Origin of the sequence: Mycoplasmopsis felis ATCC 23391 (assembly GCF_000701865.1) — a bacterium.
GTDB classification, from domain to species: Bacteria; Bacillota_I; Bacilli_A; order Mycoplasmatales; family Metamycoplasmataceae; genus Mycoplasmopsis; species Mycoplasmopsis felis.
The window spans coordinates 1-26,553 of the sequence record NZ_JNKA01000013.1; the positions used below are offsets into that span (position 1 = coordinate 1).

29 protein-coding genes are annotated in these 26,553 nt (G+C 22.5%); 8 read left to right on the forward strand and 21 right to left on the reverse strand.

The annotated features are described in order from the left end of the window. Both T405_RS01745 and T405_RS01750 read right to left on the reverse strand, forming a co-directional pair. On the reverse strand, positions 1-372 hold a 372-nt coding region (locus tag T405_RS01745; protein WP_036430470.1), incomplete at its 3' end, for a restriction endonuclease subunit S domain-containing protein. 165 nt (positions 373-537) lie between these two features. Beyond that, positions 538-1,794 carry a DUF2179 domain-containing protein gene (locus tag T405_RS01750; protein WP_084271898.1) on the reverse strand — a complete coding sequence of 419 codons (1,257 nt, stop codon included), beginning with the start codon at positions 1,792-1,794 and terminating at the stop codon, positions 538-540. Between the two features lie 319 nt (positions 1,795-2,113). Here T405_RS01750 and T405_RS01755 point away from each other — a divergent pair, with 319 nt between their 5' ends. From T405_RS01755 to T405_RS01780, 6 genes are all read left to right on the forward strand, one after another. Then, complete coding sequence (locus T405_RS01755) at positions 2,114-3,334, forward strand: class I tRNA ligase family protein (protein WP_036430474.1); 1,221 nt, start codon at positions 2,114-2,116, stop codon at positions 3,332-3,334. Positions 3,335-3,371: 37 nt separating this feature from the next. Beyond that, positions 3,372-4,076 carry a 23S rRNA (guanosine(2251)-2'-O)-methyltransferase RlmB gene (gene rlmB, locus T405_RS01760; protein WP_036430476.1) on the forward strand — a complete coding sequence of 235 codons (705 nt, stop codon included), beginning with the start codon at positions 3,372-3,374 and terminating at the stop codon, positions 4,074-4,076. Continuing rightward, positions 4,063-4,662 (forward strand): hypothetical protein, encoded by a 600-nt coding sequence (locus T405_RS01765; protein WP_036430478.1) that lies wholly within the window; start codon positions 4,063-4,065, stop codon positions 4,660-4,662. Before rlmB ends, T405_RS01765 begins: the two co-directional genes overlap by 14 nt. Before the next feature lie 73 nt (positions 4,663-4,735). Continuing rightward, positions 4,736-5,176 (forward strand): RpiB/LacA/LacB family sugar-phosphate isomerase, encoded by a 441-nt coding sequence (locus tag T405_RS01770; protein WP_036430480.1) that lies wholly within the window; start codon positions 4,736-4,738, stop codon positions 5,174-5,176. Positions 5,177-5,178: 2 nt separating this feature from the next. Then, on the forward strand, positions 5,179-5,409 hold the full coding sequence (locus T405_RS01775; RefSeq protein WP_036430482.1) for a DUF2188 domain-containing protein: 231 nt from the start codon (positions 5,179-5,181) through the stop codon (positions 5,407-5,409). 56 nt (positions 5,410-5,465) lie between these two features. Further along, positions 5,466-6,974, forward strand: a complete 1,509-nt coding sequence (locus T405_RS01780; RefSeq protein WP_036430484.1) for a phospholipase D-like domain-containing protein — start codon at positions 5,466-5,468, stop codon at positions 6,972-6,974. A 31-nt stretch (positions 6,975-7,005) separates the two neighbouring features. On the opposite strand, the gene T405_RS01785 is transcribed toward T405_RS01780, so the two are convergent. The 9 genes from T405_RS01785 to T405_RS01825 all read right to left on the reverse strand — a co-directional run bounded on the left by T405_RS01785 (position 7,006) and on the right by T405_RS01825 (position 15,698). Next, a complete protein-coding gene (locus T405_RS01785) occupies positions 7,006-7,461 on the reverse strand; it encodes a large conductance mechanosensitive channel protein MscL (RefSeq protein ID WP_036430486.1) in 456 nt (151 codons plus the stop codon). A 6-nt stretch (positions 7,462-7,467) separates the two neighbouring features. After that, a complete protein-coding gene (gene gyrA / locus T405_RS01790) occupies positions 7,468-10,065 on the reverse strand; it encodes a DNA gyrase subunit A (RefSeq protein ID WP_036430488.1) in 2,598 nt (865 codons plus the stop codon). Positions 10,066-10,167: 102 nt separating this feature from the next. Then, positions 10,168-10,905, reverse strand: a complete 738-nt coding sequence (locus T405_RS01795; protein WP_036430490.1) for a pseudouridine synthase — start codon at positions 10,903-10,905, stop codon at positions 10,168-10,170. Between the two features lies 1 nt (position 10,906). After that, positions 10,907-11,983: a nicotinate-nucleotide adenylyltransferase gene (locus T405_RS01800; protein WP_036430492.1), complete on the reverse strand. Its 1,077-nt coding sequence runs from the start codon at positions 11,981-11,983 to the stop codon at positions 10,907-10,909. Between the two features lie 2 nt (positions 11,984-11,985). Next, positions 11,986-13,224 (reverse strand): Y-family DNA polymerase, encoded by a 1,239-nt coding sequence (locus tag T405_RS01805; protein ID WP_036430494.1) that lies wholly within the window; start codon positions 13,222-13,224, stop codon positions 11,986-11,988. Beyond that, the gene (locus T405_RS01810; protein WP_036430496.1) at positions 13,217-13,633 is read right to left on the reverse strand and encodes an iron-sulfur cluster assembly scaffold protein; all 417 of its coding nucleotides are present in this window, start codon (positions 13,631-13,633) and stop codon (positions 13,217-13,219) included. Before T405_RS01810 ends, T405_RS01805 begins: the two co-directional genes overlap by 8 nt. Continuing rightward, positions 13,623-14,780 carry an aminotransferase class V-fold PLP-dependent enzyme gene (locus T405_RS01815; protein WP_036430498.1) on the reverse strand — a complete coding sequence of 386 codons (1,158 nt, stop codon included), beginning with the start codon at positions 14,778-14,780 and terminating at the stop codon, positions 13,623-13,625. Before T405_RS01815 ends, T405_RS01810 begins: the two co-directional genes overlap by 11 nt. Before the next feature lie 5 nt (positions 14,781-14,785). Next, a complete protein-coding gene (locus T405_RS01820; RefSeq protein ID WP_156951231.1) occupies positions 14,786-15,154 on the reverse strand; it encodes a hypothetical protein in 369 nt (122 codons plus the stop codon). Positions 15,155-15,233: 79 nt separating this feature from the next. Continuing rightward, on the reverse strand, positions 15,234-15,698 hold the full coding sequence (locus tag T405_RS01825; protein ID WP_036430502.1) for a transcription antitermination factor NusB: 465 nt from the start codon (positions 15,696-15,698) through the stop codon (positions 15,234-15,236). A 139-nt stretch (positions 15,699-15,837) separates the two neighbouring features. Between T405_RS01825 and T405_RS01830 the strand changes: the two genes are divergently transcribed. Continuing rightward, positions 15,838-18,402, forward strand: a complete 2,565-nt coding sequence (locus tag T405_RS01830) for a coiled-coil domain-containing protein (protein ID WP_036430503.1) — start codon at positions 15,838-15,840, stop codon at positions 18,400-18,402. A 26-nt stretch (positions 18,403-18,428) separates the two neighbouring features. Here T405_RS01830 and T405_RS01835 read toward each other — a convergent pair whose 3' ends face one another. The 6 genes from T405_RS01835 to T405_RS01860 form a co-directional block, all read right to left on the reverse strand. After that, entirely contained in the window at positions 18,429-19,688 is a 1,260-nt protein-coding gene (locus T405_RS01835) for a hypothetical protein (RefSeq protein WP_036430505.1), read from the reverse strand. A gap of 9 nt (positions 19,689-19,697) precedes the next feature. Beyond that, the gene (locus T405_RS01840) at positions 19,698-20,051 is read right to left on the reverse strand and encodes a S1 domain-containing protein (RefSeq protein ID WP_051619533.1); all 354 of its coding nucleotides are present in this window, start codon (positions 20,049-20,051) and stop codon (positions 19,698-19,700) included. A 49-nt stretch (positions 20,052-20,100) separates the two neighbouring features. Then, positions 20,101-20,952, reverse strand: a complete 852-nt coding sequence (gene fmt / locus T405_RS01845) for a methionyl-tRNA formyltransferase (RefSeq protein WP_036430507.1) — start codon at positions 20,950-20,952, stop codon at positions 20,101-20,103. Continuing rightward, positions 20,945-21,859, reverse strand: coding sequence for an ATP-binding protein (locus tag T405_RS01850; RefSeq protein ID WP_036430509.1), 915 nt, complete (start codon positions 21,857-21,859; stop codon positions 20,945-20,947). The genes fmt and T405_RS01850 overlap by 8 nt, the downstream gene beginning before the upstream one ends. Continuing rightward, on the reverse strand, positions 21,859-22,845 hold the full coding sequence (locus T405_RS01855; protein WP_036430511.1) for a replication initiation and membrane attachment family protein: 987 nt from the start codon (positions 22,843-22,845) through the stop codon (positions 21,859-21,861). The genes T405_RS01850 and T405_RS01855 overlap by 1 nt, the downstream gene beginning before the upstream one ends. Positions 22,846-22,906: 61 nt before the next feature. Beyond that, entirely contained in the window at positions 22,907-23,461 is a 555-nt protein-coding gene (locus T405_RS01860) for a dephospho-CoA kinase (protein WP_036430513.1), read from the reverse strand. A gap of 172 nt (positions 23,462-23,633) precedes the next feature. On the opposite strand from T405_RS01860, the gene T405_RS01865 reads away from it, so the two are divergent. Then, positions 23,634-24,998: an APC family permease gene (locus T405_RS01865; protein ID WP_036430515.1), complete on the forward strand. Its 1,365-nt coding sequence runs from the start codon at positions 23,634-23,636 to the stop codon at positions 24,996-24,998. A 51-nt stretch (positions 24,999-25,049) separates the two neighbouring features. On the opposite strand, the gene nusG is transcribed toward T405_RS01865, so the two are convergent. The 4 genes from nusG to T405_RS01880 all read right to left on the reverse strand — a co-directional run. Beyond that, positions 25,050-25,655, reverse strand: a complete 606-nt coding sequence (gene nusG, locus T405_RS01870) for a transcription termination/antitermination protein NusG (protein WP_036430517.1) — start codon at positions 25,653-25,655, stop codon at positions 25,050-25,052. A 7-nt stretch (positions 25,656-25,662) separates the two neighbouring features. After that, a complete protein-coding gene (secE, locus tag T405_RS01875) occupies positions 25,663-25,881 on the reverse strand; it encodes a preprotein translocase subunit SecE (RefSeq protein WP_036430519.1) in 219 nt (72 codons plus the stop codon). Continuing rightward, positions 25,881-26,033 (reverse strand): 50S ribosomal protein L33, encoded by a 153-nt coding sequence (gene rpmG / locus T405_RS03785; protein ID WP_084271899.1) that lies wholly within the window; start codon positions 26,031-26,033, stop codon positions 25,881-25,883. The genes secE and rpmG overlap by 1 nt, the downstream gene beginning before the upstream one ends. A gap of 82 nt (positions 26,034-26,115) precedes the next feature. Continuing rightward, on the reverse strand, positions 26,116-26,553 hold a 438-nt coding region (locus T405_RS01880; RefSeq protein ID WP_036430521.1), incomplete at its 5' end, for a restriction endonuclease subunit S.

Consider the following 26,553-nt stretch of genomic DNA (forward strand, 5'->3'; position numbering starts at 1 on the left):
TATTGTTTTATTAATAAAATGTAAATCTATCCCTTTTTTTATAGTTAGTCCAGCAATTCTTTGATTTAGTGCATATGTATTATCTTTTGGAATAATAAATGTTTTTGCTAATGCTTTGCCATTAGGAATATCGCTTAATACTAAAGTAATAGTGTTTTTTGATAGTACTGAGAAGTTTTTAGAAACTTTTTTTATAGACATACCTTCTGATGATATAAATTTTGAATTAACCAAAATATATTCACCATGTTTACTAACAAAATTTTCATGTGCTCTACCATTTTTATATTCTATAAAATTAAGTAATCTCTCCTCTTTTCACTCTTCGCCAAACTCTTTAAATCTAACCCTTGGAACTAAAATTTTTTTCATAATTACCCTTATTTATTTTTAATAATTTAATTATAGCATTATAAAATTTATTGTTGTCTTATTATTAAATAGATAATTTAAATTATTTGATAATTAAGTTAATAATTTAAATAAGTTTATTGATACATATATAAAAAAATATAACTCCTATAATTAGAAGTTATATTAGAATTTATCTTGAGGAAGATAGATATAACCATCGATGCTTGTTACATCTGAAATAGAAATAAATGCATCTTGGTCAATCTTGCGCACATCTTTTATTAATCTATTAACTTGTCTAAATAAAGTAATAGATGTAACAATTTCAATGTGTTCAGAACTAAATCCACCACGACCATTGAATAATGTAATTCCTGTTACTATTTTTTTATCATCTCTTAATTTTATTGCTATTTCTTGCGAGTGTTTCATTGAATAAATTTCAACACGAACTAATTTAAATTTAGGATATAGTTTGTTTAAAACTATAATATAAACAATATTAGTTAAGATGGTTGCAATAAAATTAGGTGATAAATACAATTCAAAAGATCAAGCAAGTTTATAAATTTTTATTTGTTCTTCAGTTAGTGCATTATTTTTTGCTTGTTCACCAAAAGCTTTTTGTAATAATATTGAACCAGGTAATCATGAACCAACTAATACACCTATTAAAACAATTACTATATTCATATAACCAGAAATAGAACCAAATGATTTTTGCTTTGTATTAGCATATCATTCACCAATAATTCCTGTTACACCTGCTGTTCCACCAATGATTTGAATTATTGCAAAAATTCAAGCAAGTAAATATCCATAAATGATTGCAAATAAAAATAATGCTATGATATTCCCACCATCACTTCATGATAAAGGAATAATTGAACTAAGTGGTTTGTAATAGTCTTCTAATGATGTTTTAACTAAACTATTAGAAAAATCACCAATTAAATAAATGTTATTAACTCCAGGAATTAAACCGATTGAAAAGGCAACAACGGATGATACAACTAAGAAAAGAACAGTTAAATTAGAAAACATTTTACCTATTTTTTTATAACCAAAAATAAATATAGGAATACTTAAAATAATATATGCAATCCAGAAAACAAATTGGTCAATTAGATTTCTTAATTGAACACTGATTTGGTCTTCTTTGAATAAAACAACTAAAAATCTAGAGAAAGCTTGACCGAAAGCAGCTAATCCAAAGTTATAAATACCTACATTTTTAACTAAAAAAACAGAAATAACACCAAAAAATATGGCAGTAGAAATTGTTATAAGGATTAATTTTCATGTAGAGATATTTGAATATAATTTATTTAATTTTAAACCAAAATTAGCCATTTTTGTTCTTTTATAAATTGTATTCTTTTTAACTAATTTTGACTTTACTTCATCTGAACCAACTAACATTTGACTTAAGTCATTCATAAGTTGCTTGTTACTAAATTTAGATATAATATTTTTTTTTGTTCAATATCTTTGACTTCTTCAATGGTTGGATCAATATAATTATTTTGTTTTTCTTGCAAAATGACCCCCCTTATATTAATGTATTAAAAAATAAAAATAAACAAAACTCGTTTATTTGTTATATTTTACTATATAAAATGTTATTTATTGCTATTTTTTGTTTTTATTACTTAAAAAAATGAATAAATTATGTTATATTTCTATATTTACCATAAAATAAAATTATTTTTAAAGATTTAAGTTATTTAAATACTAAATAATAAATATAATATTAATTATGTTAAAAGTATATGTTTGTGGTCCTACAGTTTACAATTATGTTCATATAGGAAATTTACGTCCTATACTAACTATGGATTTAATTTTAAAAGCAGCAAGAAATTTAAATATTGATTTTCATTTTGTACATAATATAACTGATATAGACGATAAAATCATTAATAAATCAATTCAAGATAATAAAACAGAAAAAGAAATATCAACTTTCTTCACTAATCATTATTTAAATATTTTAAAAGATCTTAACATTGATACAATCTCTAAAATTGAATTAGTCACAGATAATATAGATTTAGTAACTGAATTTATCAATCAAATTTATCAAAATAATGATGCATACATAGTTGCTAATTCTGTTTATTTTGATGTTCTTAAAAATAAAGATAATTATGGAAATGTATCAAATCAAAAAATAGATAATATGATTTTTGAAAAAGAAAATGATTTTAAAAAATTTAAAGCTGATTTTGCTTTATGAAAAAATACTAATGTGGGAATTAAATATAACTCAAAATTTGGATTAGGTAGACCTGGTTGACATACAGAGTGTGCTGCATTGATAGCCAAAAATTTTAATAATCAAACAATAGATATCCATGGAGGAGGAATGGATTTAACTTTTCCTCATCATGAAAATGAAAATATTCAATATTTTAGTTTGTATAATAAACCTATAACTAAAACTTGATTGAGAACCGGACAAATAATGTTTCAAGAACAAAAAATGTCTAAATCATTAAATAATGTTATTTTAGCATCAGATTTTTTAAAAAAATATTCAGCAGATCATTTGAAATTTATTTTTTTGCTTAATAGTTTTACAAGCACCATAAATATAGATGATAATTTAATCAATAATATAGAAATAATAATAAAAAGATTAAAAAATATCTTTTTTACAAAAGAAATAAATGGTATTTCCGATGATATTTATAATATAGAAGAATATAAAAAAATAATGCAGTTTATTTTTGACAGAAGATTTTCAGATTTTAATAAATCAATAAATGATTTAATTAAAGAAATTAATAAAAATAGTCAAATTCATAATATTAGTTTGTTATTTAAAGTTTTTTTAGATCTTGGTTTTGATATAGCAAAATTTGATTATCAAGTTTATATTCCAAAATACAAACAATGAAAAGAATTTTTAAAGCAAAAAGATTATAAAAACGCTGATGTTTTAAGAGAAGAACTAATGAAACAAAACTTAATCTAAAAAAACACTTAAATTATGAAAAAAGAGGTTATAAAATATGAAAGAATTATTAATGTGTGGAAAAAATACCGTTATTGAGGCATATAATAACAATATAAAATTTAAAAAAATATATTTATCAAAAAAAGAGAATTTAAATTATTTTAAAAATTCTAAAATTAATATAGAGATAAAAGATTTAAATTTTTTAGACACATTAACCAATGAAAATCACCAAGGTTTCATTGGTATTGTTAATGGAATCCAATATCAAGATATTAATTTTTTATTAAAAAATAAACCTGAAAACATCTTAATCCTAGACCATATACAAGATCCACATAATTTAGGTGCAATTATAAGAACTGCTAATGCTGCAGGAATAAATAATATCATTTTACCTAAAGAAAAATGTGCTGATATAAATCCAACTGTTTTTAAAGTTTCTTCAGGTGGAACAATTAATATGAATTTTTATAAAGTAAATAGTTTATCAGCAACTATAACCAAACTTAAAAAAGAAAATTATTGAGTTTATGCAACTGTATTAAATAAAAAGTCAGTTTCACACACAAATATACAATACAACAAACCTACTGCAATAGTTTTAGGTAGTGAAGGAGATGGTGTATCAAAAAGCGTACTTTCAGTGTGTGATGAGTTTGTTTATATTAAACAAAAAGGAACTGTTCAGTCTCTTAATGTATCTGTAGCTACTGGAATTATTCTTTTTGATTTAATAAACAAAAATGATAAAAATTAAAAAAGATAAATTAACAAATGAAGCAAAAGAATTTCTATCTTTTGACATTGATAAAATTAAAACAAATAGAAATGAGATTTTATTTCGTTTTAATACAAAATACTTAGTAAGATTAAAACAATTAATTTTTAAAATACAAAGAATATATTTTAATAATGTTTTTGATTTTGATGAAATTTTAAATATTTCATATTTTGAAGTTTTAGAAATTTTAAAAACAGAAAGAGAACATAAAGTAATACCATATGAAAATTATTTTTGAAAAACATTAAAGTATAAAATATTAAATTACTTTAATGTTAATTATAATACCCAAAATAAATTTGAGACAAAAGTTTCATATAATCTCATAAATTTAAAAAAATTACAATCTAAAATTTACCAAGAAAATATTTCTGCAGAAAATTATAAGAACCTAGCGTATCAAAAAATAGAAAAATTGAAAACCTATTTAAATGATCAAGAACTCTGTTACATAGAATCTTATTTAAACAATTCAAAACCAAAAGAATATAATTTTTATTCAACATCAAAAATAAATGAAATATTACATAATATAAAAGAAAAATATAATAAATATATATAGTTATATTGTATTTTATTCAATTTATTTAGTATAATATAATAATATCTATAATTAATTTAAATGAAAGGTACTTATGAATAAAAAAATTGTAGCTTTTGCTAGTGACCATGCTGGTTTTAAACTTAAAGAAGAATTAAAAGAATATATTAAATCAAAAGGTTATGAACCAGTTGATTTAGGACCTAATACAGACACTGTTTCAGTGAGTTATGCAACTCAAGGAAATGAATTGGCAAATTATGTTAATGATAATAAACCTGATTTTGGGATTGCGGTTTGTGGAACAGGACTAGGTATTTCTTATGCTTTAAATAGACACAAACATATTAGAGCAGCAAGAGTTGTTTCAGTAGAAGATGCACATCTTGCTAAACAACACAATGATGCAAATGTTTTAGTTTTTGGTGGTCGTCAAATTAATATAGATGATGCAAAAAAAATTGTTGATGAATATATAAATACAGAATTTGAAGGTGGAAGACACCAGAGTAGAATTGAAGAATTGGATAAATAATAATGAGCGAAAAAAATGAATTAAAAGCAGTCTGACATATAACACTTGATAAAGAAAAAGATAAATGAAGAGTATATAGAGAAGGTGCAGAAAGAGCAACCATTACTTTTGATACTCAAAAAGAATGTATAGCATATGCAAAAGAATTAGCAAAGAAAAATAATGGAACTTATTATATTCACGGAGAAAACGGAAGAATCCGTGATGGAAAAGGTTATAAAGCTAAAAAATAAGACAAAAAACACAATATTTATAAGAAAATATTGTGTTTTTGTTATACGGATAATATATGAAAAAAAGAATACACTTTAAACGTTTATTTTTCTTCATTATACAATTTTTATTTTTAACAGGTATTTTTGCTTCTATTTCTAGCTTATTATATTTAATAAACATAAATTATATTTATTTGATTTTATCTTTATTTTACTTTATAAATACCATATTTGTTTTTTTTATTGGATTACAAAAAAGAAATTATGAAGCAAAACTGGGTTGATTATATATTATTACATTGTTTCCAGTTATAGGCCATGCTTTATTTTTTGGTTTCGGTTGAATATCTAAAAATAAATTAGAACTCAAAATCCAAAATGATTCGAAATACAAATTAAATACTTATATAAACTTAGGCTTAATTAATAAAGAAAATTGTTCAAATGAATTAATTAATTCTTTATCTTTGATTCATCAAACTACTGTCAAAAGTTCTGAATATGAATTTTTTAAAGAAGGTTATAGATTTTATGATAAATTAATTGAAGATATAAAAAACGCAAAAGAAAGTATTTATTTAGTCACTTATATATTAAAGAAAAGCGAAATATCTAAAGAGTTTATGCATATTTTAAAAGAAAAAGCAAAACAAGGTGTAGAAATTAAGTGATTAGTAGATTATTTTGGTGCATATAGATCTCAAAGAAAGTTATTAAGAAAACTAAAAAAAGATGGAATAGAAATTCAATATATAGGAAAAATCATTTATCCATTTATAAATGCTTCTAGTTTTAATAGAAATCATCAGAAATTCATTATAATAGATTCAGAGATGGTGTTTTCTGGTGGAAATAATATTTCTGATGAATATGCATCATTATCAAAAAAATATGGTCACTGAATTGATTTAAATTATAAAATAACTGGTGAATATATCAATACATATATTTTACATTTTGCTAGATTTTGAAAATTTATTACTAGAAAAGAAATAGAGATAAAAAGAAAATTATTAAAACTAAAAAATAATGAATTATATACAACTCATTCAATTTTAGTTGTTGATTCTCCTAGTTATTCTCATTCTTCATCTGAATATACATGATTAAAATTAATTTCAAATGCAAAGAAAAGCATAAAGATTTCAACACCTTACTTCTCTGTTTCAGAAGCTATTTATAAACAAATTATATTAGCATTAAAAAGTGGAGTAGACATAACAGTTTTTATCCCCGGTTTACCAGATAAAAAATTAGTATACCAAATAAGTATTTGACAATTAAGAAAATTAATGAAATATGGACTAAAAGTTAGAGTTTATAATGAACACTTTTTACACTCTAAATTAGGTGTAGTTGATGATCAATTAGGCTGAGTTGGTACTAATAATATGGATAGCAGAAGTATGTATTCACAATATGAAACAATGGATGTTATAACTGGTAGCGCTGTTAATTCAATTATAGAAATATTTCAATTATATAATTCTAAATCAACTGATATTCAAGATAACTATAACCTAATGAAAAAATATAATTCATTTGAAAACTTCTTCTTTTCATGGATGAAACTATTGATTTAAAAAAAGTTAGTATAAATTAATACTAACTTTTTTATCATGGATTTTTATTATTTTGATTTTTCAGTTGTTCATTTATTAATTGTAATTGCTCAATAATTAACTCATCTGAAGACTTTTTAATTACTTCTTTATTTTCATTATCTACTGGCATTTTAGTTGCTTTTCTTCTTTGTATAAGAATTTTTATAGAGTAATAACTAGTCAGTATTATAAATAAAACTAATGTAACAACAATAAAATTAATAAAAGTTCCTAAAAATTTACCTCATTTAATTCCGTTTCAACTCAAACTTTCTAAATCTTTAAACTTATCTCCTAATATATTATAAGCAATAGCAGATAAGATAATATCATTTGATAAAGATGATACAACTGCACTAAATACAGAACCAGCAATAAAACCAATCGCTAGAAGAATCATATTACCTTTTTTAAAAAACTTAATTGATTCTTTAAGGCTTTCTTTTAATAAATTATTCTTTTTCATTTTTACCTAATCATTTGATTTAATAACATCGATTGCGACTATTTCATCACCATCTTTTAATTTAATAACTTTTACACCTTTTGTATTTCTAGAAGTTTCTGATATTTGATTAATTTCAGTTCTTATAGTAATACCAGAAGAAGTAATAATTATTAATTCATCATTTGGTTTAACAAAACTAGCAAATACTAAATTACCAGCTTTTTCTGGATTTATACCAGAAACACCTTTTGCACCTCTTTTAGTAAGTCTAAATTCATCTTGCAAAGTCAGTTTACCAAAACCTTTTGAACCAATTGATAAGATATAATTTCCATCATTATTTGTTGATGCTGAAATAACATGTTGATTGTCAATTAATTTAATAGCTTTTACACCCAGTGAATTACGACCTTGAGATCTTATTTCATTTGCTTTAAATAACACAATGTTTTTATAATTATTAGCAACTAAAATATCATCTGAATCAGAAACAACAAAAGCTCTAACTAATTCATCTTTTTCATTTAATTTAAAAGCAATTAAACCATTTTTTCTAATATTTTTAAATAAACTTAAATTACTTTTTTTAATAATTCCATATTTTGTTATAGTAGTTAAATATTTATCATCACTAAAGTCATCTATGCTAATTATAGAAATAATTTTTTCGTTGTTTTCAACATCCAGATTTTCTAAAATATTAACAATGGACACACCCTTGCTTTGTTTAGAACCTTCTGGGATTTGATGACCACGAAGTTTATAAACTTTACCAAAATTTGAGAACAATAATAAATCTGTGTGAGTTTTGGTTTGCAAAATCATTGCAATATCATCATCTTGGTATGTTTTCATACTCTTAGAACCCACACCACCTCTTTTTTGTGTGTTGTATTCTTCTAAATTAATTCTTTTTATATAGCCTTTAACTGAAGTAGTAATAATAATATCTGTTTCTGGTATTAAATCTTCATCAGAAATTCTACCTACTCCAGATAAGTCTATTTTTGTTCTTCTTGAGTCATTAAATCTATCTTTAATTTCATTTAATTCAGTTACCATTAAATCTATTAATTTTTCTTCAGAAGACAATATTTCTTTATAGTTTTTAATTTCAATTAATAAAGCAGAAAGTTCTTCTTCCATTTTTTCAATGTTCAAACCTGTTAGTCTTCTTAGGTTCATATCTAGAATAGCTTTTGTTTGCCTTTCTGATAAGTCAAATCTTTTTGATAGTCTATCTTGAGCTATTTGGTCAGTTTGAGAAGTTTTAATAATTTTAACTACTTCATCAATGTTAGCAATACAAATCTTTAAACCTTCTAAGATATGTGCTCTTTCTTCTGCTTTTCTTAAATCAAATTCCAACCTTCTTGTTATAACTATTTTTTGGTGCTTAATATATTCATTTAAAGCGGTTTTTAGATTTAAAACATTAGGTTCACCATTTACAAGTGCAACCAAGTTAGCGCTATATGTTGTTTGCAAATAGGTTTTTTGAAACAACTTATTTAATATAATATTTGGATTATAACCTCTTTTTATATCTATAACTATTCTAATACCTTCACGGTTTGATTCGTCTCTTAGATCCGCTATTCCATCAATATCTTTTGATTTGTGGTATTCTACTATTTTTTGAATTAAAGTAGTTTTCTTTATAGCGTATGGTATTTCAGAAACAATAATTTGAGATTTTCCATTTGATTTTTCAATAATCTTAGTTTTTGATCTTACAATTATGCTACCTTTTCCTGTTTCGTAAGCATCTATAATTCCTTTATTTCCTAAAATTATTCCACCAGTAGGAAAGTCAGGGCCTTTCAAGTGTTCCATTAATTCTTTAATAGTTGAATTAGGTTTTTTTGCTAGCAAGATAGTTGCATCAATTACTTCACCTAAATTATGTGGTGGAATTTCAGTGGCCATACCAACTGCAATTCCTGAAGAACCTGAAACTAATAAGTTCGGAAATCTTGATGGTAAAACAACAGGTTCTTTTTCACTGGCATCATAATTATCTACAAAATCAACTGTTTCTTTTTTTATACCCTCTATCATTTCAGCAGAAAGTTTTGACATTCTTACTTCAGTATAACGCATAGCAGCAGCCTGATCACCATCAATTGAACCAAAATTACCATGTCCATCTACTAATGGATAACGCATTGAGAAGTCTTGAGCCATACGGACCATAGCCTCATAAACAGAACTATCACCATGAGGATGATATTTACCTAGAACATCCCCAACAACACGTGCACTTTTTCTGTGTTGCGAACTAGGTGATATACCTAATTCTGACATATCATAAAGAATTCTCCTATGAACTGGTTTTAATCCATCTCTTACATCTGGTAAAGCACGAGACACAATAACACTCATTGAATATTCCAAGAATGAATTTTGCATTTCATTATCTATAATGACTGGGAATAAACCATCTTGCTCTTTTTCTATAATTTGAGAAGTTACTTGGTATTCATCACTATTTTGAGGTGCAATTTCTTCTTCTTCATCAACAAGGACTTCTTTTGACTTAAAAACTACTTTATTATTTTCTTCATAGTCATACTCAATGAACTTATTCTCTAGTTCTGTTTTTTTATCTTTATTTTTCATAATGCCTCACTGAATTTAATAAAATTAAAATTTTATTAAATTATATATTTTTTTTAGTTTTTTTCAAGAGTTAAATTAACACAGAAAATAAAAAATGAAATATTAAAATTTCATTTTATTTAATCTTTCTTCTTGTATTCTTACAAGGTTTTTTAAATCTTTTACTTCCTTTATTGTAAGTTTTCTGTATGTCCCTAGTGGCATTTTATCGACAGTAATTCCAGCATATTCAATTCTTTTTAAACTTATAACAATTTTGTTTACTGTTTTAAATAATTCTTTGACATGATGGTATGTTCCTTGGGTTAAAATAACAAAGTAAGATTTAGGGGATTCTTCATTAATTGGAAGAACGTTTTGAACACTTTTAACACCATTAACTTTAACAATTCCGTTTAGTTTTTTTAGTTCAATTTTATTTAATTGTTCATTTAGTCTTGCGCGATAAACTCTTGGTATTTGATATTTAGGATGTAATAATTTGTTAGTTAATTCACCATCATTGGTCATTATTAAAACACCCGTTGTATCATAATCTAATCTACCAACTGGAAAAATTTTATATGGGACATCCATTAAGTCTACAACAGAAGTTCTATTAAAATTATCTTTTAAAGTAGAAATAGTTTTTTTAGGTTTATTTAGTACATAATAAACTTTTTCTTCTTCTTTTATTGGAATATTATTGACTAAAATTTCGTCTTGAAATGATGCTTTATCACCTAATTTTGCTATCATCCCATTTACTTTAACTTTGTTTTCTTTAATTAAGTTTTCTGCTTCTCTTCTTGAACAAACACCTGCTTGAGATAGTATTTTTTGTAATCTTTCTTTTTGCATTTTACTCCATATATTTTTTATAAATTTCTTCTGATTTATGGCTAAAAATTACTCCATTTGAAACATTTCAATCATATATTGCTTTAACCAATTTTTTAAAACCTAAATCTAAATCTTCAAAACACAATTTACGTAATTCTTGTATACCAGGAAATTTTCTTCCTTGACATATTTTATCTGCAATAAAAATTACTTTATCTAAGTTTGACATATTAAAATGCATTTCTGTATGATATTTAACTGCTTGCAAAATTTCTTCATCTTTAATTCTATAACAATATTTTGCTCAAACATATCCTGCTAGTTGATGTAAAAAATGAATAGGGGTATTCATAGTATCGGGTTCATATTTGTTTATAAAATTTCTAGAATATACTTCATCTCATTCTTTTGCAATATCATGTATTAATCCAGCTGTATAGGCTTTTTTAGCAGACACATTATGAACTTTTGCTAATTCAGCTGCAAATGAAGCAGTAGAAACAGAGTGTTTAGCTCTTTTAGCTGACATTGAATTGTGAATTATTTCACTTAAATATAAATTTTTACTTTGAATATAATCCATAACTTTTTCGTTTACATAATTCAGTTTACCTTTTTTGAAGTCAGTTGAAGAATAATTTCATATAGGATTATTTAATAATATTCCGTTATATTTTTTTATGTTGATTTTGTTGATATTTTTATTTCTTTTAAACACAACTATTTTTGTTAATGATGCTATTTCATCAATATTTTTTCATTTATTTAATTTTGTTATATTATCAGATCCAATTATTAAGTATAATTCATCATTTTTGTATTTGTTTTTTAGGTATTTAATTGTATTAATTGTATAACTTACAGTATTTTGTTTTACTTCAAAATCACATAATTCCATTTTTTCCTCTAAAACTAAATTAATCATTGCTATTTTATCTTGAGAAGAAATTTTATTTGACTTTTGTTTAAATGGAGAAACAAAGGTAGGAACATATAATAATTTATCCAAATTAAGCTCTTTTATTGCGAATTTACCTATATTTATATGTCCTTTGTGAATGGGATCAAAAGACCCACCAAAAATACCTATTTTCATAATTACCTCTTAAAAACACCAATTTCTATGGAACTAGATTGTGTTCTATTTTTCTTTATTCTTTTAATATTATATTCATTTAATGTTTCTAATTTTTTCTTTTTTAACTTTAAATTTACATTATTTATTATATTTTGAATTTTTGTGTTTGTATTAGATCGGTTTTTATTTTCAAATAAACTTAGATTTTCATAATTTTCATAGATATTGATTAATTCTGAAATTCTAATTGAAATACCAATTATTTTTTCATTTATAAAATATTTTTTATATAAATAAATGCTTTCATTATAGATTTTGTCCTCTGAAGAAGTATATTTATCTAGTTTTTTATGTTTAAATATTCAATTATCTTCTTTGTTTCTTATTCCGAAAGTAATTAATTTACCAAGTTTATAGATTTTGTTTAGTTTATTTGAAATTTTAATACTTTGTTCTTTAATGTGATTATAAATATCAAATTCAGTTTCATTATATCCAAATGTTATATCATGTCCAACACCTTTAGGTTCAGGAGGAGTTGAGATAACTTTACTTTCTAAATCATAGTTCAGTAAATCTAAATATTTATAACCAGAAGTTTTAAAAATACTTCTTAATTTATAATCATTTTTATTGAGTTGATATAATTGACCAATTGTTTGAATACCGATTTCATAAAATTTTTTTGATAATTGTTTCCCTATACCATGAAATTTACTGATATCTAAATCAAAAAAAAGTTCTTTATAGTTTTCTTTATTTGCTATTCCAATTCCATTAGGTTTATATAAATTCGTTGTCATTTTAGCATAGAATTTAGTTTTTGATATACCAATTGTAATTGGTATATCAAATTCATTTAAAATAACAGATTGAATTTCTTTTGCTAAATTTAGTGCTTGTGTATCGGTTTTAACAAATGTACTTATTTCTAAGTAGCATTCATCTATTGAACCTACTTCTAGTTCTTTAGCATAATTTTTCTTTAAAAAATTAAAAATAGAATTAGATTTATAAATAAATAAATCAAATCTTGGTTCTTCTATATATGCATTAGGAACTTTTTTAAGAATTTCATTAACACTAGAACCTGCTTTAAAACCCTTTCCCCTTAAATCATAACTAACTGAAACAGCAATTGCATGTTCACCTTTTTTTGCAATTGCTACAGGTTTGTTTTTTAAGTGAGGTTTTAATGAACGGATGGCGCTTACAAAATATGAATCAAAATCAATGTGAAAAATATAAGGTCTATTCATTTATAAAAATATTAGTTGGTAATAAAGTACAAATAATTCGATTTGGTTGAATTTTAATATTATAAAAAACTCACAAGTCACCTAGTAGGGAAATTTCGTATTCTGATACATCATTACCTTTTACAAAATCAGTGAATATGTTAATAAAACTAATTATTTCATCCTTTGTTTTACCTTTTATTTTCTCAAAAAATAAATCAGTTGATGCAACAAAAGGAGCACAACCATTACCACTAAATTTTGCGTCTACTAAAACATCATTTTCTCAAGTTAATTCATAAATTAATTTATCTGCACAACTATTACTATATATTGTATTTTTTTGATTTGGAGTTAAATCTTTTTTGTTTTGAGGTTTCATATAATGTTTCATTATAATTTCTCTTGCTTTATCTTTATTAAAATGCATAAAAATCACCTCCTTTTTCTAATTCATCAACTAATTTATTAATATCATCATAGTTATTGTAAATACCTAAAGAAATTCTTAAAAATGAATGTTCTGAAACAATATTTTTTAAATATTGTGCACAAAATATTCCAGCTATAGTGTAAATATTTTTCTGTCCTAAATAAGTTGCTACATCTTGTGGATTTATGTTTTTGACATTAATCAATGCTATATAATGACCAGGTTTTGAATATACATTAATATTCTTTAATTTCATAAGTTTTTTATGTAAATATATTGATAAATCTTTTAGTATGTTTTGTGTTCTTTGGTACCCAATAGAGTTAAAAAAATCTAATGCTTTATCAAACATAAAAAAACCGGCAATATCAGGTGTCCCTGGTTCAAAAACTGATATATCAGTTTTTAAGACAAATGAATGATCTTTATTTATTTCGTTTACTGTTCCACCACCAAATTTCACAGGTCTTAGTTTTTTTAGTAAATCTTCTTTAATAGCTAGTATACCCATACCTGTAGGCCCATAAAACTTATTAGTTGAAAAAACAACAATATCAAATAAGTTTAATGATACTTTTGAATGTGAAATAGCTTGTGCAGCATCATTAAACAGTCATATTTTTTTTTCTTTACATATTTTGGAAATCAAAGAAAAATCAAATGATTTATTAAAATTATTCGTTTCTTGAGATAGTGCTAAGATTTTTATGTTTTTAGTTTTGATTAAATCCAATTCAACATCATCTGATATTTTTATAATTGCTTTGGTTTTTTTTGCTACTTCTATTCAAGGAACTAAATTAGAAGAATGATTATAAGAATGTAATAAAATAACATCTTTTGGTTTTAATAAATGACTAAACATGTTAACAAATAAATTTATACTTTCAGTAGTTCCACTAGTGAAAATTATTTCATTAATTTTAGCATCTATTAAATTAGCAACTTTTTGTCTTACGTTGAATATCGTTTGATTAACTAAATTACCTAAAGGTGTATCTTGAGTTCTAGAAGAAATAGATATGTTTTGATAATAATTATGAATAGCATCAATTGCAATTTTAGGCTTTAAAACAAGTGCTGCACTGTCAAAATATGTAATTTTATTTAGAATGTCAAATTGTTTTCTAATATCATTATTCATTTTACTTAAAGTATCCTTTTTAATATTTTGATTAAATAAACATTGTAGTGTGGAATTTTTTGAAACTCATCTAAAAAATCATAGTAATATAATCTTTTTTTATGATTAAAATCAATTTCATAGTCATGTGTGTTGATAATTTTATTTAATGAAAAATACTGAATTCTATTTTTTTTGTATTTAGCTTGATAAAACATAAAATTATAAAAATTTTGAATCATTTTTTCTTGTAAAGGATTAATGTTTTCAAAAAAGGTAAGGTGGTTTAAAAACTCAGTAGCAAAATCTTCAATGTTTTTTCACTTTTTATTTGTAGGTAAAAATCATTCTTTTTGCAATTCAATGTTTTTTACTATATTCAATTCTTTAAACATTTGTATAGTAAAATTTAAAGTTTTTTTTCAGGATATTAAAAATAATGATGTTCAGAATTTTTCTTTTAGTTTTTTATATTTATTTAGCATTAATAGTTTTTGCTTCTATAGAAATAATTGCTTTATAAAAATTCTCTAAAACACCATTAACAAATTTATAGTACTTTTCTTCGTTTTGTTTAGCATTTTCTAATTCATTTGGTTTCCCGAAATAATACTTGGTAATTTCAATTGCTTCGTTTATAACAATCCTTGGATTTAATGTGTGGAATTCTGTGCAAGCATTTAAAATAATAGCTCTTAATAATGGACTAATTCTTTCTAAGGTTCAATCAGTATTTAAAAATTTATTGAGAACTTTTTTGTTGAAATTATCTCATTTAATAACACTTAAAATATGATCAATCTGTTCTTTATTTAAATCATATTCCTGAGCTATTTCACTTATGTTATAGTCATAATTTAGTAGTTCATGTTTGTAAATAACAGCTATATTTTGCAATCTTTGTTCTCTTCTACTTTTCTTTTTGTTCTCAATTAACATTTAAAATCCTTTAACTAATAATTTATTATTTTTAATTATAACATATATAAATTTTATAATACTTGATTGTCTATAAATTGATTTTTGTTCTTTTTTTGTTTTCAAATCCAAAATAATTATTTTATAAATGGAGGGAAAAATGACAAAGAATTTAAAGATTATAACGACTTTATCGATTGTTGGAGTAATTGGTGCTTCTTCAGTATATCCAATTAAATTAGCAATAGATAAATATACAAATAATCATAAAATAATAAAAGATGTTAGTTTGAGTTCTTTTGAATACCAAAAAATATTAAATGATATTGATTTATCAAAACAAAATGAAATAGAGTTTGATGATTTATCAAAAGAACAAAATAAAGTTAATGAAACAATATTAGATATTAATCAAGAAATAGAACAAGACACAATTTTAGAAAACAATTATAATAATTCTTTAAACAAATACATTAAATTAAATAGTTCATTTAATTTAAATATAAAATTTATTGAAGAAGATTTAACTAATAATTTTAATAATTTTAACAATGAAAGTTTGATTTTAAAATTACGAAACAATTCAGACATATCTAAAGAAGAAGGTGAGAAAATAAAATCATTTTTCAATGAATATAATGAAAACTTATTAATTAAGTATGAAAATTACATTAACAGAATTTCTGAATATAAAAAAATATTACAAGATTTATTACAAGATACTAATTCAGGTACTCTAGAATTTAAAGATAATTTAGACAAAATTATAGATATTAATATCGAATTGGAAAAATCTATTACTCTTTTAAAAGAGTTTAACTTTCAAGATTATGAATTAATAGATATCTATAAATATTACACTGAGAACTTTGATAACTTACTAAATTTAATTAAACTAATAGAATTAAATTTTAGTTTTTTATATGAACATAATGTTAATTTAAAATCATTTTATAATTCAAATATAAAAGAATATAACTCTATTAGTCTTTCTTTGCAAAATAATTACAATCTTTTGCAACAAAATTTAGACAACTATAAAAAAATAGTATATGAATATGAGAGATCTACAGAATTACTATATAAAACATTAAAGGATACTAGTTATTCCACTGGAATTAAAGAATCACTTTATTGAGAGTTTGTAGAAAATTATAAGAAACTAATAAATAATGATTATGATCATAAAGATACCTTAATAAATGAAAGTATAACAAATAATGAAAACTTAGAAATCCAAAAGATATTAGAAAAATTCAAAGAAGAAAATAAAAAAAATAAAGAATTATTTAAAAACAATACAAGCATCAAAAATGATCTTGAACAAATCAGCAAGATTAAAAATCATATAAAGGGTATTTTTTGACAAAATTCAAAAATTTGATTTGAATTAAAGCAAAATATTTTGAATAAAGAAATAGAAATTATTAAGAATAAGAAATTAAAATTAAATAGCTTGCATAAAAGAGAACAAGAAATCAATAAATTAAAAACAGAATTAAATAATTTAAATTTAGACATTTTAAATATACAAAAAAAATTAAAAGACAATAAATTAAATTTAATTTATTTAAAAAAAGAGATACAAGAGAATTATGACAATGAACTTCTTTTGAAAAAAATTATTTTAGAAAATGAGGAAAAAGAAAATAATAATAATTTAAATATAAGTATGAAAAAATTAGATGACATAAATTCTAAAATTTTAAAAGAACTAGAAATATATAGACAAAATTTTTCGACTTTAGATCAGAAAAACGGTGAATCTATTGATTATTTTAATACTAATTTAATATTACAAAAACTAAATTTAGATAACATTAATAACATTATTTTATTAAAAGATAAAATAAATCAATTGGAATACAAATTATTAGATAACAAAGATGTTATTGAAAATTTAGAAAACAATCTTAAAACTCTTCAAGACAATGAAATACTAAATAACAATGAAATAAATAAACTAAAACAACAAAAAACTGATTTAGAAAATTTAATAAATAGAAAAAATAAAGAAATAGAAAAATTAAAAGAAATAAATAATAATAACAACGAATTATTAAAAAATAAAGATTCATTAATAAATGAATTAAGAATTATAAATCAAAGAAATCAAGAAATAATAGCAAATAAAAATCAGGAAATATCAACCCTGAATGAACTTTTAAAAACACAAAATTCTACTATCATTTCGCTTGAAAATGAAAAGCAAATTTTACATAATAAGATTAATGAATTTCAAGCAACTATAAATAATTTAAAAAACCAACAAAATAATAATCAGAATAATTTAAACAACTTAACAAGTTTAAATAACCAGTTAAATGATAGTTTGAAAAATGCTCAAGATGAAACACGTAAATATATTTTGTTATATGAAAAAGAAAAAGGTAAACTAAACAAACAAAACGCAATTCTTTCAAGGAATAATAATCAAATTACAGAACTTCAAAACCTTAATAGTTCATTAAATACAGATATTTTAAATTTGAATAATAAAATCAATAAATATAATGAAGCAAAAATAAGGTTAAATAACTTAAAGCAAGAAATAAATAATATATTAAGTAATATAACATTGCAAGAAACTTATAATACTCATAGTTATTCCAATCACAGAAATAAAACAGTTAATTATGAAAAGACATGAGAAAACACAGAAAAGCAAAAACAAAAGATAGCAGAAAAATTAAATAAAATATCAATAATAATGAATATAGACTAAAAAATCTATGCAATTTGCATAGATTTTTAATTAAGGAAAGGATTAATATCAAAGAAAATACCATAAAAAATTTTAGTTCAATATAAAATACCAATTAATTTACCTAGCGCTTCTTCTGTGTTTCTTTGTATTTCTAAAGTAAATGCATAACTAGATTCTGTATATGATTGATAGTAGTTATTAAAATTATTTATACTGATTTCTTTTAAAGAATTTAGAGTGAAATAATTTAAATGAGATATTGCGTCATCATTTTCTATATTTGAAGAAGGTTGATAATCGAAGTATTTTTCTTTAATATCAAGATAAATAATTTGTTTTAAGTATGGAAAAGAAAGAATTGGTTGTATAGTTGATGTTATGTTTTCTGGGAAATAAGTACAATCATTAATTATATTTTGATTATAAGTAAGTTTATTTAATTCATATGTAAATAACTTAGCAAAACCATCTAAGAATGTATCATAAGATAAAAATAAATTTAATAAAAGTTTGTCATTGTTATTAACTAACTTATAGAAATTCAAAAAAATATTTAAAGGTAAGTTGGAATAAACATCTTCATTTAATATATTATCTGAAACTTGCTTATAACCATTTATTATTTTGTTTATATTTAAACCCTGGGTTGCTAAAAGAACTAAAATTATTTCAGAAAAAAAATGATATTCATTATGTATAGAATCAGAAATAATTAAAATATTTTCTTTAGTCATTAAGAATTTTTTAAAATTCAAATACCAATTGTTTTTACCTATAAAATAAATAGATTTCTTAATAAGAAAATCACTTGCTTTTTGATGTAGTTTATCAATTAATTTATAAATAATTTTAATTTTACTTTGATTATTTTTTTTGACAAAAATGTCTAAAAATAAAATAGATAAATTATTATTTTTTGTTTTAAAAAAATAATAATTTAATTTATTTTCCATAACTTGGTAACTATCAGAATCATTTATAAAAAATAATTTGATTTTATTATTTTCTATATTATTTAATTTCCCATAAATAAAATCTAATGATGTTTCAATTAATTGTTGAGTTTCAAAAGAACATAATACAATTAAATTTTCTGTTTTATTTTTATACAGCAAGTTACAAAACTGAATAATTTTATCTATTCCTTTAATACTATAGTTAATTGCAATATCATCGAATGAGAAGTTTTCAGAACCAAAGAAATTTAAAGTTTTAAATTTTTGTAGTAATGAATTAATTATTTTATTATTTTCAAGACTAAATAAATTATCATTAAATTTATTTTTAATATTTATTTGAGACATTTTTATTTCCTATTTATTGTTGTCATTTTCAATAAACATCATCATATAGTTATAAAGATTTTTGAAACCATTAGGAGTTTCAATTAGTTTATGATGATTTTTACTTTTTTGTTTTTGTATTTCATTAGGATGGTTTCTTTTATAACTTCCAAAACCTTGGTTAGTATTTTTATTAAACTTTAAACATATAAAGTTAACAACTTGTCCTAATTTAAACATACTTGAAATCTTTTTATCAACAAAATCAGTAATTTCTGACTTTGTGATAATAAAAATACTTTGGGTATTAGTTATTAATTTTATATCATTTTGACTAATGCTTTTTATTTTTGCAATTACTACATCACCTTTTTTGTAATTCATTATTTAATTATATATGTTTAAGATAAAAATTGTATAAGAATTTAAATCCTTATACAATTTTAATTTTTATTCTTTTTTTAGATTCATATTGATAGTCTATTGCTCATAAAGAACCATCAGAAAACTTTAATTCAATTGCATTTTTAATCTGACTAAGAGAAGCTAAATATATTTTTAAACGTTTATTATTTAAATATAAATATGCACCTGGATTGCTAGAAAAAGCGCGAATTTTATTAAATGCTTGTTGTTTGGTCAAATCTAATGTTAATAGAGCATCTTCTTTTTTTAGTTTTGGTGATAAAATAACTTCATTTGTATTTTGAATTACTTCTTGAAAATCTTTTGAAATAAATTTGTTTAATCAATAAACTATTTTTAAAGAAGATAATTCAGATAGTTTTTCAAACAAAGTATCTGAAGTATCAGTATTTTCAATAGGTATAGATTCAGAAAAAATTATATTACCCGCATCCATTTCCTTTGTCATATATATAAGAGAAATACCTGTTTCTGTATCACCATTTAATAATGAATATTGAATAGGAGCAGCACCTCTGTATTTAGGTAATAAAGATCCATGAATGTTAATAGAAGCAATTTTTGGTAGTTCTAAAATATTCATTGGTATATATTGACCAAAAGCACAACTTAATAAAATATCAAAATCTAACTCATTTAATTCGTTATATATCTCTGATATTTTATTGGGTTGATATAGTTTAATTCCATATTCCTTAGCTAGTTTTGCAACAGGTGTTTCTTGAATTTGATATCCTCTATTTGCGGGTTTATTAGGTTGACTAATTATTGCTATAACGTTAAAATTTTCAATAATTTGTTTAAACGGTTTAATAGCAAATTCAGGAGTACCTAGCAGAACAATTTTAGTTTTATTCATCGGAACCACCTACTCAAATATATGATTCATTTGATAATCTTTTGATTAGTGAAAATATTCTTGATCCTAGAGGAGTTAATTTACCGTTTTTATCAAGATGATTTTCTTTAAAAAAGTTATTTTTTAATATGTCTAAAGTGTAGTATGAACCAAATATAGTAATTTTATTATTTAAAAATCTTTTAGATAAAAGAGGTTCTATAAAACTTTCTAAAAATCAATTAGTATATTTTTTTAATCCTAATTCATCTAATATTAGTATGTCTAAAGAAGTAAGCGTGTCTAAAAGTTCTTTACTTTCTTGAGTTGAATTATTTGAGTTTAATAGTGATTTAACTTCTGTATCTAAATTATTTATATTTAAATAAGAAACGGTTTTGTTTAAATAAGATAAATCATTAGCAATGGCTGATAAAATTAAGCTTCTTGAACTTTCAGCATCACCATATAAGAAAAAACCTTTAAATTTGTTATTTAAAATTAGAGCAATATTATTTTCTTTTAAAAAGTCCATAATATCTAGTTCATAATCACTTTTTAATTTTAATTCATTATAAGGAATATCAACAATTGGGTCGGAAATATACCTAAGTTTAATATTGTTATTTCTTAAATAATCATAAATTTTTGATGAATATTGATTTAAAACTTTATAAAAAACGAGTCTACCATTTTTTCTATTTACATTAGTATAAAATAGTTTATCATGCTCTTTTTGTTCTTTTGCGTATTCAAGTAAATCAGTATAATGATAAAAAATTTCAGAGTCTGAAATTTTTAAATTTGTAATTAATTTAACTAAAATTGAATCACTTTTTATTTTATTTAGTATTTCATTTTTTGAATTTGCTTTATTTATATTTTTAAAATTTAAAGATGGTGATTGAAAATTAATTTTTCGATTCATTAATTAACCTTAGACTCAAATGATCTTTTTAAAACAGTTTTTGTTTCAAAAATATGTAAGTATCTTCTATCCATTTTTAATTTACCATCTAAATAAGTTTCAACTTCACTGAATTTAACCAAGTTTTGTGAATTAATTTCTTTTATTAAAATAGAAACACTTTTTTTCCATCTATCTGTTTTGTATTTTTGTTTTGAAATATAAATAATTAAATTTAGTACTTTCTCATCGAAAATTTGAGATTTTCAAGAATCAATTAAATTTAAATCTGACATAGATAAATTATTTTCTGTTATTTGTTTAAAGAAATCTTGAACACTTAGTTTAAAGATCGCTTCATATTCGTTGCTATATTGAATATTACCTATTTCCAATTTGATATTTAAATTTTGTTTTTTAGAATAAACTTTTACTTCATTATCACTTATATAAGTAGAACCACTTTTCTTAATAATATCTTTATCCATTTCTTTGATGTATGACTTAGATACATTTTGGAACATAGTGAAGAAATCAGTGGTTATATCTTCGTAATTAAAATTATCATAATTAGAAGATAATTTTAATTTTCTTGAATCAATTAAACGCTTAAAGTTAATTTCACCTATTTTACTTTCAATTAAATTTGTTAAAAAGGAATTTTTTTGTAGATCTTCAATACTTATAGGTTTTTGTATTTCAAAAATAGTTAGTGCTTTTTTGTTATCTTTGTATGTATTTAATAACCCAGCACCTTCTAAGCGCTTACGAGCAATTTGTAATTCATCTTCATGAACATTTAAAAACAGTGCAAGAGTTTTGAAATCAAATTCTACAATTGATTCATAACTACCATTTAATAAATCAATTAAGTATTGGTATAAACAAACAGCAGTAGTTCCCAAGAAAATACCGTAAAATTGTCTTAAGTTATGTAAATCATCATATGTAATATTAAATTTTTTAGATACTATAAATTTGTTGTAGTCTAACTTAAGTGATTTCATTTTTTATTCCTTCTAACTAATTATGAGTGTAATTATATTTTAAATTACTTATTATATTTTTCTAATATTTTATTAATTTTTTTATATTATCTCTATTCCTTCTAGAAATATTAACAATTGGTAAATTCTTAAAATTAACATCTTTTTTTCAATTATATGAATTTTTTTTATCTAATATAGTAATAATTGGGTTGTTTAGTGAAAGGGTTTTAATATATTCTTTCCTAAAATTAGGACATATGGTTAAATTCCATATTTCATCAAATAAAATACTAAAATCAACAACTTCAGTATTTAATATTGGTATTTCAACAAAATGATATTTTTCTTTTTTGAGTTTTTCTAATAAATATGGGTATAGTATATTTTCAATTTTATTAAAATTTCTGTTATCTAATAAAATCCATTCTTTTATCTTATTTTTATTAATTTTATTTTCAACTATTAAAAAATTATCTAATTGATTTTTAAATAGATTTATTAATACAGAATCATTAGAATATAAATTATTAATATATTCATCTAAATTTATAGTTAAATAATTTAATTCTTTTAATTTATTTAGCAATCAGGTTTTACCTACTCCTATTTTACCAACAATAGCAATTCTTTTCATATTAATTCCAATTTATAATAATTATAATTTTTAATATTTAATAATAAAGCTATTTGAAAAAAGTTTTTTAAACAAATTGAAAAAAATAAAAAAGTTATAAAAAAGCTTAAAAAATACTTAAATAATAACTTTTTATTTTTAAAAATTTAATATAATGTTTTAAAAGGTAATTATGAAAAATAAATTAACAGAAAAACAATTTTTTTTATATGGATTAAATTATATTGTTGGATTTGGTTTTTTAGCAACAATAACTAGTGTTATTTCTCGTGGACTATGGGGTATGTTAATTTTTTCATTAACTGCTTTCATTAGTTTTAGTGTTATTTTAGCATTTGCAAGGGGTTCACAAGAATATAGTTCAGAATTAGGTGGAACTTATGTATATGCTAAAAAAGCATCAAAGAATAAATGATGAGTATTTTTTAATGGATGAAACCAATTTGCTCAAGTCCCGTTATTTTCAGCTACAACAATTTTGTTTTTTTCTAATTTACTAGCTGAATTTGATAAAGGTAACCAGTTGATTTATCAAATAGTTTCCTTAATTTTCTTTTTAACCTTAGCAGTTATAACTACTTTTGGTATTAAAGTATCCAAGATGTTTATTTTAGCATCTGCAATAATTAAATGAAGTACAATAATATTAGGAGTTATATTTGGTGTATATTTATCGTTATATACTAATAATTTTTCAAATAATTTCTTATTAGTTGATAAAATTAGTGTTTCTGTAATAACTACATCAGTTTTAAACTTTATTTATTCTTTTGGTGGTGCAGAAGGTCTAGCAGGAATTAGAGCAGAAGTTCAAACAAATAGATTCAAGAAAATTTTAATGCTAATATTTATTACTGTTTTAAGTATTTATTTTACTTTATATATTTTATTATTAGGACTAGATTTATCAGTTTTTAAAGGTTCATTAACATTTTCTATTTTATATAATAAGATTTTAGGAATTACAGGTTTAATAATTTTTGCAATAGGTACTTTATTTAATAGAATATCAAGTACATTATCATCAAATATTTACTATGCTAGAATGATAGTTCCATTAGCAGAAGATGGATTTGTACCAAAAACATTTGCACATAAATCTAAAAATGGTGAATATAAAAACGCTTTAATTTTATCAACATCTTTTTCATTTATTTCTATGATTATTTTCACAGTGATTCCTATAATATTAGGAGTCAAAGATCAATTTTCATTTATCTTAAATGCAGGTAATATAGTATTTTTAGTTCAATACTTTTTAACTATTTTATCTATTTTAATAATCTCATTAAAACACAAACATTTTAAATTACCTATTTGAGAAATTATTGTTTATATAATTGCTTTATTATTGATTGCTTTTATTACATTATCAAATTTATTCCCAATACTAGTAGGTGAGAAATTTACAATTGAATCTTTATTTTTATTACCTAGTTATTTAGGAGTTATGCTTGTTGGTTATATCTTATGAGGTATATATTATTTTATTAAGAAAAGAAAGTCTAAAAAGACCATAATTGTTAAAAATACTTAGTTTTATAAGGAAAAACAAAAGCAACAATTTCAAAATTGTTGCTTTTTTATTCTATTCATTTTCTGCAAATCTAACAGATGTAATGTTTATTTCGACTTCAATTTTTTGTCCGTATTTTTCAACTGTCATAATAATTGTTTTATTTTTATGGTTTACAGAATTTACTATACCGTTTCAACCTTTATATGAACCTTCAATTATTTCTAAAATATCACCTTTAGTATATCCAAAGTTATTTTCACCGTTTTGAAAATCAATTGCTGCTTGTTCTTCTTTTTTAAACATTTTTTTAATTTCTAAAGAACTAACAGGAGTAGGTTTTGCCCCTTTACCAGATGAACCAACTAACCCTGTTACATACTGGGTATTACGTATTAAAAATCAAGCAGGATCTGACATATGCATTTTAACAAAAATATAACCTGGATATAAGTTTATATAACTAGTTGTATAATCAAGTCCATTAAGTCTTTTTTCATTTTCTTTTGCAGTTAGAGAAGGTCTTAAAAACATTTTAAAAGCACCTGTATCTTGTATTGCATTTAAATCAAAGTCATGAGTTAAGTTTTCTGCTACAATCCTATTATTCAATGATTCTAAAACTTGTTTTTCTTTCCCTCTAACAGTTGAAATCATATATCATTTAAAATTATTCATAGTTCTCCTATATGTTAATAAATTCTCATAACTTTGTAAAACCAAAAGTAAGTAGAGAAACAAAAATTGTAAAAATAATAGTAAAAATAATAATTTTTATTAAATTGTTTAAATTAGTTTGAGTATCAGGTCATCTAACCCTTTTCATTTCTTTAATAAATTTTCTAAATCAATATCTTTTTTTACGAGGCTCTTTTGTTTTATTTATTAATTCTTTATTAGACATTAAACCTCCTCTTTATGTAATGTGTGAATTTGACAGTGAACACAATATTTTTTAATATTAATTCTATTTACATTACCTAAACTTTTATTTGTAATGTAATTTTTTCTTCTGCATTCACTACAGGCCAAAGATATTTTATTATTATTTTTCATAATGCTAATTTTACCACAAAAGATGTTTAATATATTGAATATAAAACAAAGTGATTAGTTTTATATCTTAATTAAAATAAAATTATATGAGCAGTTTTTGTAATAAAGCTTCTTTAATTTGTTTGAGTTTGTTGAGTTTGGAATTGTAAAGATAGATAAGAGTATCGATTTTACAAAAGAAATCTCCGATTTTTTGTTGTTCAGAAATGTTTTTAGTTAATTTAATTAATGTTTTTGAAACTGTTCAATTTGAAAGATTTGGTTGAGTACCTGTTTCTACTTGTTTATATCAATATTGATTAATATCCATCAGAAATAACAAGTAGTATAAAAATTCTACAGATATATTATTATTTAAGATTATTCCTAAAATTGCTTGACTGGTAGTAATTTCTTTTTTATTAATTGCAGTTTTACCAAATGAAGCATACATAGATAAAAGCAATGAATTTTTAGGTACTAATCAAGTGCTAGAGTTTTCTATTGCTTCTGGTGTTATATTTTTTTCTGTATTATTAAT